The organism is Alcanivorax sp. HI0044 (assembly GCF_001634945.1).
Genome location: NZ_LWEZ01001781.1, coordinates 1 through 8,660, shown reverse-complemented (window position 1 = coordinate 8,660; position 8,660 = coordinate 1). Strand labels below are relative to the sequence as shown.

Genomic DNA, 8,660 nt, shown 5'->3' with positions numbered 1-8,660 from the left:
CCATCGTCATCAATATCCGCATCACTGCTGTCCGGCATGCCATCCTGATCGATATCACTTTCGGTTTCTGCCGGCTCGATAACCGTGGTGGTGTTCTCGGCAGTAGACGTATCCGCGTCCACGCCGGTATCTGCCGTTTCTTCAGCCACCACACTGGCTACCTGGGATACGGTCTTGTTGGAACCGGGGATAGTGAGTGAAGAAGGATCCTGGGTGACCTTTGCTGCCACATCCGCGATGTTGGCAAAGGTGGCAATGGCTTCACCCTCGCTCTGCCCATCCACCTGACCATCGTTGAGGTCTTCGGACAGGGCCGCGAACATGGAGTCCGCCGTTTCGGTGCTGTTCGGGTTCTCGGTCTTGGCAGCCTCCGCCATGTCGGCCATCAGCGCCGCCACTGCCTCCACCGCTGTGCGTAGTTTTACAACCTTCTCCTGGTCATCCTGATCGCTGGTAATCAGCGGCGGGGAAGACAGCAGGTCCACGCTGTCGTCCAGCAGGCCAAAGCCGAACTGGCTGCGCACCTTGCTTTTCGCCAGCTTCAGGGCGGCGGTCCATTCAGCGGCGCTCACCGTGCCATTGTCATCACCCGCGAAACCGCTGTCTGTGCTGTCCGCGTTGGCCAACGCCATCTTGACCACCAGGGTACTAAGCGGTGTGGGGTAGTTAGTCTTGCCCGCAGCCACGTCTTCTGCGGTTGTCACAGACAATAATCGCGTAATGACAGGCTCCGCCCCGGTAGTCAAATCAACGGTGTCCGCATCCGCAACGACTTCAACCAGAATATTGCCACTGGCGCTAGCCGGAACCGTAACGCCTGAGAATGCAGCACTCGCATTCGTGTCGCCTCGATCCAACAACTGCCCTTTTCCATCAACACTATTGGCATCGAGTTGATGAAGCGACACAGCCGCATTCGCCAGCGGACCTTTAACGGCCGCCCCTGTGACTGCCGTACCAGGCGATGCACTCCCTCCACTACCGCTACTTCCGCCACCGCCACCACAGGCAGAAAGAAAAATTGCGGCCACAAGAGGGGAAAAAACAAATACTTTTTTCATTTAATTTCCCTTTCCCTTTTTGTTCTAAACGGACGAAACGGTATCAATGTGTGACATACATCACAAAGAATTTCTTGTGCGAAAATGACTACACCTAAGTATGGCCAAATGCTTACATTTTCTATTTTTTGCATACCACGTAAGCATCAAACGGAGCCCCCTATCACTGCTATTCTCAAAAAAAATGCCCTAACCGTTGCGGGTTAAGGCATTTCTTTTTTGTTTCTGAAGCTGAGTTATTCTGGCGAGCCCAGCCTTATCCCCACCGCCACGAAAGTCTCAAGCCCCGAAGTGCCATCCCCTTCGTCGAGGCCGCCACCACCTGAGGTAATAACGTTGCCATCAGAAGAGAGGCTAAACGACTCAGAATCACCGTCACTCCAGGTCACATTGAGAGTCTGGCCACTCACAGACCAGGAACCGCCGCCGGTTTCATTGTCATTCCAGGTATCAACATAGTGGTCACAGCTGAAATTCTCACCTTCACCGCTACACTGATTGGCATCCAGACTGATGAACCGGCCCTGCTCACTGAACGTTTCGCTGAGGGAACCGTCACCGTTGAACGTCAGATCGGCAATTCCGCCGAAACGTTCCAAATTGGCACCGCCACCGTCATCCAGCTCGATGATGCCGCCAGAGAAGTACAATTTATAGGTCGCTCCACTCACGATATCGGCCAAATCTGCCACCTCACCGCTCGCCGCCTCAAGGGCGGCAATACGCTGATTATTATCGTTGATGGCCGTGATCAGGGCCTGAAAGTTGGCATCGACACCAGCCGCGGTAGCCGCCTGGCCGGACAGCGGGGCGGTGTAGCCAGTCACATCACCGGCCATGGCATTGGCGCTCAATACCGCTGCGGTGAGGCCTGTCAGAATTACTTTTTTCATGTCTCTTACCCTCATTAGGTTTTGTGCTTTTACCAACGGCCTCACTGCCAGTTGGCTTCATCCCAGTTGAACTCATTCCAGACGGCGGGCGCGGGGCCTCCACAGGCCGTGGCATTTGGATCCGGATTACAGGGGTCGGCGTCGTCCGGGTCAGCGGTATCGGCACCATAACCATCACCATCTGCATCGACACTTTCAGTCGCGTCATTGGGGAAGGCGTCCGCGTTATCGCCTACACCGTCCCCATCACTATCAACGGCTTCATCCGGATCATTGGGAAAGTCGTCAGCATTATCCCCGGTACCATCGCCGTCGCTGTCCAGTGTTTCGTTGGGGTCATTGGGGAATGCATCCCCATTGTCACCCACTCCATCGGCATCGCTATCCACCGTTTCAGCCGGGTCGTCCGGGAAGACATCGCTGTTATCGCCGACACCATCCTCATCGCTATCCGAGGTTTCCGTACCGTCATTGGGAAAGGCGTCGCTGTTGTCACCCACGCCGTCATTGTCGGAATCAATCGTTTCGTTGGGATCCTCGGGGAAGGCATCCCCGTTGTCGCCCACTCCGTCTTCATCCGTATCTGTGGTTTCTTCGGGGTCGTTCGGGAACACATCGCCATTGTCGCCGACACCATCGTTATCGCTATCCACGGTTTCGGTGGGGTCATTCGGAAACGCGTCCATATTATCGCCGACGCCATCTTCATCACTATCCAGTGACTCGGATGGGTCTTGTGGGAAAGCATCACCGTTATCCCCAACACCATCACCGTCGGAATCTACTGTCTCGCTGGGGTCCTGGGGAAAAGCGTCGCTGTTATCGCCAACACCGTCGCTATCACTGTCTGTGATTTCGGCCGGATCATCCGGGAAGGCATCTTCACCATCGACAACACCATCACCGTCGCGGTCCGGATTATAGGGAGCACTGTCCTGTTCATTGAGCAGGCCATCGCCATCAATATCATCATCACTGCTGTCCGGCATGCCATCCTGATCGATATCACTTTCGGTTTCTGCCGGCTCGATAACCGTGGTGGTGTTCTCGGCAGTAGACGTATCCGCGTCCACGCCGGTATCTGCCGTTTCTTCAGCCACCACACTGGCTACCTGGGATACGGTCTTGTTGGAACCGGGGATAGTGAGTGAAGAAGGATCCTGGGTGACCTTTGCTGCCACATCCGCGATGTTGGCAAAGGTGGCAATGACTTCACCCTCGCTCTGCCCATCCACCTGACCATCGTTGAGGTCTTCAGACAGGGCCGCGAACATGGAGTCCGCTGTTTCGGTGCTGTTCGGGTTCTCGGTCTTGGCAGCCTCCGCCATGTCGGCCATCAGCGCCGCCACTGCCTCCACCGCTGTACGTAGTTTTACAACCTTCTCCTGGTCATCCTGGTCGCTGGTAATCAGCGGCGGGGAAGACAGCAGGTCCACGCTGTCGTCCAGCAGGCCAAAGCCGAACTGGCTGCGCACCTTGCTTTTCGCCAGCTTCAGGGCGGCGGTCCATTCAGCGGCGCTCACCGTGCCATTGTCATCACCCGCGAAACCGCTGTCTGTGTTGTCCGCGTTGGCCAACGCCATCTTGACCACCAGGGTGCTCAACGGCGTCGGGTAGTTGGTTTCACCATTGGCAACCGCTTCTGCCGAAGTGACAGACAACAGCCTGGTGATGACCGGCGCCTGGCCGGTGGTCAGGTCAACGGTATCCGCATCGGCCTGAACTTCAACCAGCACATCACCTGTGGTGCCAGCAGGGATGCTGACCCCGGAAAAGGCCGCACTGCCATTGGTACTGCCCGTATCAAGCTGGTTGCCAGCACCGCCGTCTGCATTGAAATCCAGTTGATAGAGCGTCACTGCGGCGTTGGCCAGAGGCCCTTTTACCGCACTCCCTGCAACCGGTGTACCGGTCGGTTTGGGCTTGCTGCTGGGCGCGGCCCCACTACTGCCGCCCCCGCCGCCACAACCAGCGATGGCAACCGCCAACGCCAGACTGGCGATCTTGAAGGTATGTTTCATTGTGATGTCTCCGATCACCCCAGTTTTTTTCAATACTTAATCTATGGGGCCACCATCGAGCTCGCATCACCCATATGGGGTATAACGTCAGAGAAGTTGTTGCTAGGGAACCTCTGAAAAACTCCTTGCGTACCCAGTCTTTCAGGCTGGTTCGCAATCTAGGCGTGCTTTTGAAGGTGTATGTCCATCCATCGAAAAAGCGCAACAACGAGTGCGGGCCAGCCTGAATGACCCGAAGGGCGTGGCCTGAAGCGCACATCTGCTGCGCCTTGCCTCTCGGAAAGGGAACCACCCTGACCATCAAGACAAGACGAAACAGCTGCACGCTTCAGGCCACGCTGAGCATGCAAGGAGTTTTTCAGAGGTTCCCTAGAGCATTAATGAATGCGCGTCAGTCTTGATTGCAAGCAGCTGAAGAGCGGACAAAAAGCGGGATCAATGGCGGGGAGACCGTTTCGAGTACGCCTGGAAGGAAAGCAGTGGCCGGGAGCCCCCCGGCATGGGCTGCATCACTCATCGAAGCTGGCTGACAAAAGAGGGCCTCACTTCTCCGGCTGTCCGTTACTGGCGGAATCCGGATCAGGTGCTGTCCCACCCTGCATAGCCTCAGCTGCCACCTGCAAAAATTGTTCAAACTGGTATTCGAAACGCCAACGCGCCTTGCTCAGTGACGATAACGGATACCAGTCAATAGCCGAGACTTCGGCCAGTCCCGAGCGAGGCACATCCACTGGCCCACCGCTATCCACGGGTTGTTGCAGGTGGCAGCGATACAAGTGAAAGCCGTTTTTCATCACCTGCAAGCGCTCGCCCACTACAACCCGCACACCGCTCTCTTCAAGGGTTTCCCGATACGCCGTGCACTGGGCCAACTCCCCCGGCTCCAGGGTTCCACCGGGTACACCCAGCTTTCCACCCCAGCGATGGCTGATCAGCAACACCTGCTGATCACGAACAATCAGGCAGCCGGCATTGGCCCGCCGGTCATCTTCCTGGCCGGGCACACGGGGACAGTCCGCCAGCGCCTGCAGCGACGGCAGCAAAACAGAAAGGAGAAGCAGGGAACGGAATATTGTCATGGCTACAGCCTGCCCCGAGACGATGACAGTGTCATGGAATGTTGGCGGCCGGCGGCGGCTTCACCGCAATAACCGCTTAGCTAATCAACGGCAGCCGATGCTCCCGGGTGGCCGCGACAACCTCATCAGGAATGACAATTTCCGTGGCCAAAGGCAGGTGATCCGACAGCAGGCAGTCGGCGAGCACACGGGTGTGGCGACTCTCCAACTCCGGCGATAACAGGATGTGGTCGATATGACGATCCGGGGCCCAGCTGGGATAGGTATTGAGGTTATCCGCCTGCACCGTCTGCAAGCCCAGGGCTGCCAACGGCGAATTGTCCAGATGATCCAGGCGACAATTGAAATCACCCATCATCACCACGTACTTGTAGTCCGCCAACAAGCGGGACAGGTAGGACAACTGGGTATTACGCACCTTTTCACCCAGCGCCAAGTGCGCCACAACCACAACCAACGGCTGAATCGGGTGACCGTACTTGATCACGATCGCTCCGCGACCGGGCAACCCGGGCAAACGGTGATCGGTGATTTCAAACGGTTGGTGCCGGCTGAGAAAGCCATTACTGAACTGGCCAAGGCGGCCAAGGTTGCGGTTCAACTGCTGGTGCCAGAAGGGGAAATCGGCCATGGAGGCCAGGTGGACCAGCTGGTTCATGTTGCGCGAACGCAGGCTGCCGCCGTCCACTTCCTGCAGGCCTACCACGTCGAAGTGGCTTAGCACTTCGGCGATCTGTTCGATGGTTTCCACGCTGCGCGGATGCGCCACCAGATGTTTCCAGCTACCGGTAATGTAATCACCGAATTTCTGGCTGCCGATACCCGCCTGGATATTGAAGCTCATCAGCTTCACCGTGTCAGGGAGCAACACTTCCCGTGTCTGGCGGGTTTTTCTTACCCCTTCCCTTGCGAAGGAAAAGCCCGCAGGGCGGGCTTTCCAATCACGATAGGCCAGTCTGGCACGATCAAGAAGCATCGATCAGCCGCCTTTCTTTTCCTTGTTCGCCAAATACTCAATCACGGCGAACAGCTCTTTATCGCTCTTCAGGTTCTCACGCATCACCAGGTACTTGCCGTTCACTACGAAGTTCGGCACCCCGGGGATCTGGTAAGCCTTGGTCAGCGCGTCAGCCTGACGAATCTTGGTAGACACGCCGAAGGAACCGTACAGCTTGTTGAACTCGGCAGGGTCCACATCGTACTTGCGGAAGAAGTTGGCCAGCGCCGGTTCATTGAACAGGGGCTCACGGTGCTTATGGATCGCGTCGAACAGCGGACCGTGGATTTCATCTACCAGGCCCAGGGCTTCTTCCACGTAATAGGCACGGGCCAGCGGCTCGGCATTACGCAGGAACAACACCGGCGTGCGCACATAGTTGATGTAATCCGGTTTGGTTTTCAGCCACGCGTCAACGGAAGGCTCCAGGGAATAACAATGCGGGCAGGCATAGGAAAAGAATTCCCGCACTTCCACCTTGCTGGGATCATCCACGGCGCCCGGCACATCCAGAATCTTGTAGTGGGTATCAACCGCAAAACGGGTGTGTTCCTCAGCGGCAGCAACTCCGGTCGCCAGCCCCAGACTCAGCAGCAAAGCCGTCACAATGCGAAACATGCAATCCTCTCCTTTCTTGTTGGTTTCCGCCCAATGAGACAACCCGGACGGCATTTTTCTCCCTGGATGAGTGCAATCGACACTCAATCAGAGCCATATCTTTTCATGTTGGCCATAAAAAAGGCAGCCCGCAGGCTGCCTTTTCTACAAACCGTAACCCAACCGCCCTATTTGGACAGCCCGGAGATGAAGCTTGCTACGGCCTTGATCTGGGTATCGGTCATCTTCGCCGCCACCGTCTGCATCATGCCCGGGGCATCGTTGTCAGAATCGTTGGTACGCTTGATGATGCCATCACCCAGGTCGTTACGGCCGGCTGCACGGAAGGCTTTCAGCTGGTCTTCCACGTATTGGGCGTTCTGGCCGGCCAGGTGCGGGTACTTGGCCGCATCGATGCCCTGCCCTGCCGGGCCATGGCAACCGGAACAGGCCGGAATACCGTTGGCCATATCGCCACCGCGGTAGAGCTGTTCACCCTGCTCCACCCAGTCAGCGCTGGCCTGCCCGGCTTCCGGGGTCAGGCTGGCGTAGAAGGCCGCCACGTCCTGCATGTCCTGCTCGCTCATACCGGCCACCTGGCCCTGCATGACGGCGTTTTCACGGGCGCCGGACTTGAAATTTTCCAGCTGTTTAACCAGGTACTCTTCCCCCTGGCCAGCCAGTTTCGGGTAAGTCCCGGTAAGGGTCTTGTTACCATCCTGACCGTGGCACGCGGCGCAGGGAGCGGCTTTTGCTTTGCCTGCCTCAGCATCACCGGCCGCCATGGCCTGGGTGGCTGCCACAGCAGCAGCCATCAGCACGAACAGTTTGAAAAACTTCATGGCCTATCCTTCAGTACAGCGTCTTATTTGCTTTTGGACATGTACTCAATCAGAGCACGGTATTCTTCGTCGCTACAGTCGTTGCACATGCCTTTTGGCGGCATGGCGTTGAACCCTTCCTTCACGTGCTTCACCAGCGTATCCATACCTTTATCCAGGTGTGGCTTCCAGGCAGCTTCATCATGAGAGATCGGAGCTCCAGCGGCGCCGGAGGAATGACAGAATGTACAGCTGCTGTTGTAACGCTCCTCTACGGTTGCTGCATTGGCAGCCCCCATCACCAGAACCATTGCAATACCTGCTACAAAACCCTTCATACCCTACCTCTTCTATGCTGGCGTCGCCGCTGGCGAAGTCCGTTTGCCGTTGCAGGCAAACCGTTGTAGAACGTCGGCTGCCCTTAACACACCGCTACATACCGTTAAATATGCCGTTAAGGAACAAGCGGGCAGGATTATATACCAGTCCGGTGGGCGCCGTCATATTCCATGTGAAGGGTAGGGGTATAGACAAGCCAAGTCACCCCCTCGCCGCATCAGAACGGGCAGAAAGGTCGACTCGAACGTGCGGATTGGCCATTTACGGCGCACTCTGCGGCCCTTCATTTTCACTTGCCTGTGGGTATCCATTGCCAGCCGCAGGCGAGACAGCAAGAATAGCCCCCCTGACCCGACCCAAAGGCCCTTTGCTATGCCCATGCACCCCATGGAAAAAATGCTCCACCAGGCCCTGTTCCTGCAAAGCGCCCAGCGCCTGGACCAATGCCCACCCGATGAAGGGCTGGAAGTGGCCTTTGCCGGGCGCTCCAACGCCGGTAAATCCAGCGCTATCAACCGGCTCACCGGGCAACGCACCCTGGCTCGCACCTCTAAAACGCCGGGCCGAACCCAGCTATTGAATTTCTTCCAGCTGGACGAAGAACGGCGCCTGGTGGACCTGCCCGGTTACGGCTATGCCAAAGTCTCCAAGTCCAAGCGCAATGAGTGGCAGGAACACCTGGATCATTATCTCTCCGAGCGCCAGGCACTGGTGGGCCTGGTATTGATGATGGACATCCGCCACCCCCTCAAGGACTTCGACCTGCTGATGCTGGAATGGTCAGCCCAGGCCAACATGCCTATCCACATCAGCAGGTCGAAGTCCTTGAGGGGGTGGCGGATGTCCATCATC

Annotated in this window: 8 protein-coding genes and 1 pseudogene; 1 reads left to right on the top strand and 8 read right to left on the bottom strand. The window is 57.0% G+C overall.

What is annotated here, in order from left to right; genetic code table 11:
* From A3730_RS26680 to A3730_RS26645, 8 genes and pseudogenes are all read right to left on the bottom strand, one after another.
* Positions 1–908 (bottom strand): annotated as a pseudogene (locus A3730_RS26680) (hypothetical protein); the annotation flags it as partial.
* Between the two features lie 389 nt (positions 909–1,297).
* The gene (locus tag A3730_RS26675; protein WP_063520923.1) at positions 1,298–1,954 is read right to left on the bottom strand and encodes a hypothetical protein; all 657 of its coding nucleotides are present in this window, start codon (positions 1,952–1,954) and stop codon (positions 1,298–1,300) included.
* A 41-nt stretch (positions 1,955–1,995) separates the two neighbouring features.
* Positions 1,996–3,975, bottom strand: coding sequence for a hypothetical protein (locus A3730_RS26670; RefSeq protein WP_063539316.1), 1,980 nt, complete (start codon positions 3,973–3,975; stop codon positions 1,996–1,998).
* A 542-nt stretch (positions 3,976–4,517) separates the two neighbouring features.
* On the bottom strand, positions 4,518–5,054 hold the full coding sequence (locus A3730_RS26665) for an NUDIX hydrolase (RefSeq protein ID WP_063520616.1): 537 nt from the start codon (positions 5,052–5,054) through the stop codon (positions 4,518–4,520).
* Positions 5,055–5,130: 76 nt separating this feature from the next.
* Positions 5,131–6,030: an endonuclease/exonuclease/phosphatase family protein gene (locus A3730_RS26660; protein WP_063539315.1), complete on the bottom strand. Its 900-nt coding sequence runs from the start codon at positions 6,028–6,030 to the stop codon at positions 5,131–5,133.
* Between the two features lie 3 nt (positions 6,031–6,033).
* A complete protein-coding gene (locus tag A3730_RS26655; protein ID WP_063521623.1) occupies positions 6,034–6,669 on the bottom strand; it encodes a thiol:disulfide interchange protein DsbA/DsbL in 636 nt (211 codons plus the stop codon).
* Positions 6,670–6,836: 167 nt separating this feature from the next.
* Positions 6,837–7,490, bottom strand: a complete 654-nt coding sequence (locus A3730_RS26650; RefSeq protein ID WP_063521624.1) for a cytochrome c — start codon at positions 7,488–7,490, stop codon at positions 6,837–6,839.
* Between the two features lie 23 nt (positions 7,491–7,513).
* Complete coding sequence (locus tag A3730_RS26645) at positions 7,514–7,807, bottom strand: cytochrome c5 family protein (protein ID WP_063521625.1); 294 nt, start codon at positions 7,805–7,807, stop codon at positions 7,514–7,516.
* Positions 7,808–8,180: 373 nt separating this feature from the next.
* Here A3730_RS26645 and yihA point away from each other — a divergent pair.
* The coding region (gene yihA, locus A3730_RS26640) for a ribosome biogenesis GTP-binding protein YihA/YsxC (RefSeq protein WP_063539317.1) at positions 8,181–8,660 on the top strand (480 nt) is incomplete at its 3' end.

Excerpts from the sequence above, each read along its gene's own strand:
- A3730_RS26660 (WP_063539315.1), bottom strand. The coding sequence starts at position 6,030 with ATGCTTCTTGATCGTGCCAGACTGGCCTATCGTGATTGGAAAGCCCGC.
- A3730_RS26650 (WP_063521624.1), bottom strand. The coding sequence starts at position 7,490 with ATGAAGTTTTTCAAACTGTTCGTGCTGATGGCTGCTGCTGTGGCAGCC.
- A3730_RS26670 (WP_063539316.1), bottom strand. The coding sequence starts at position 3,975 with ATGAAACATACCTTCAAGATCGCCAGTCTGGCGTTGGCGGTTGCCATC.
- A3730_RS26655 (WP_063521623.1), bottom strand. The coding sequence starts at position 6,669 with ATGTTTCGCATTGTGACGGCTTTGCTGCTGAGTCTGGGGCTGGCGACC.
- A3730_RS26665 (WP_063520616.1), bottom strand. The coding sequence starts at position 5,054 with ATGACAATATTCCGTTCCCTGCTTCTCCTTTCTGTTTTGCTGCCGTCG.
- A3730_RS26675 (WP_063520923.1), bottom strand. The coding sequence starts at position 1,954 with ATGAAAAAAGTAATTCTGACAGGCCTCACCGCAGCGGTATTGAGCGCC.
- A3730_RS26645 (WP_063521625.1), bottom strand. The coding sequence starts at position 7,807 with ATGAAGGGTTTTGTAGCAGGTATTGCAATGGTTCTGGTGATGGGGGCT.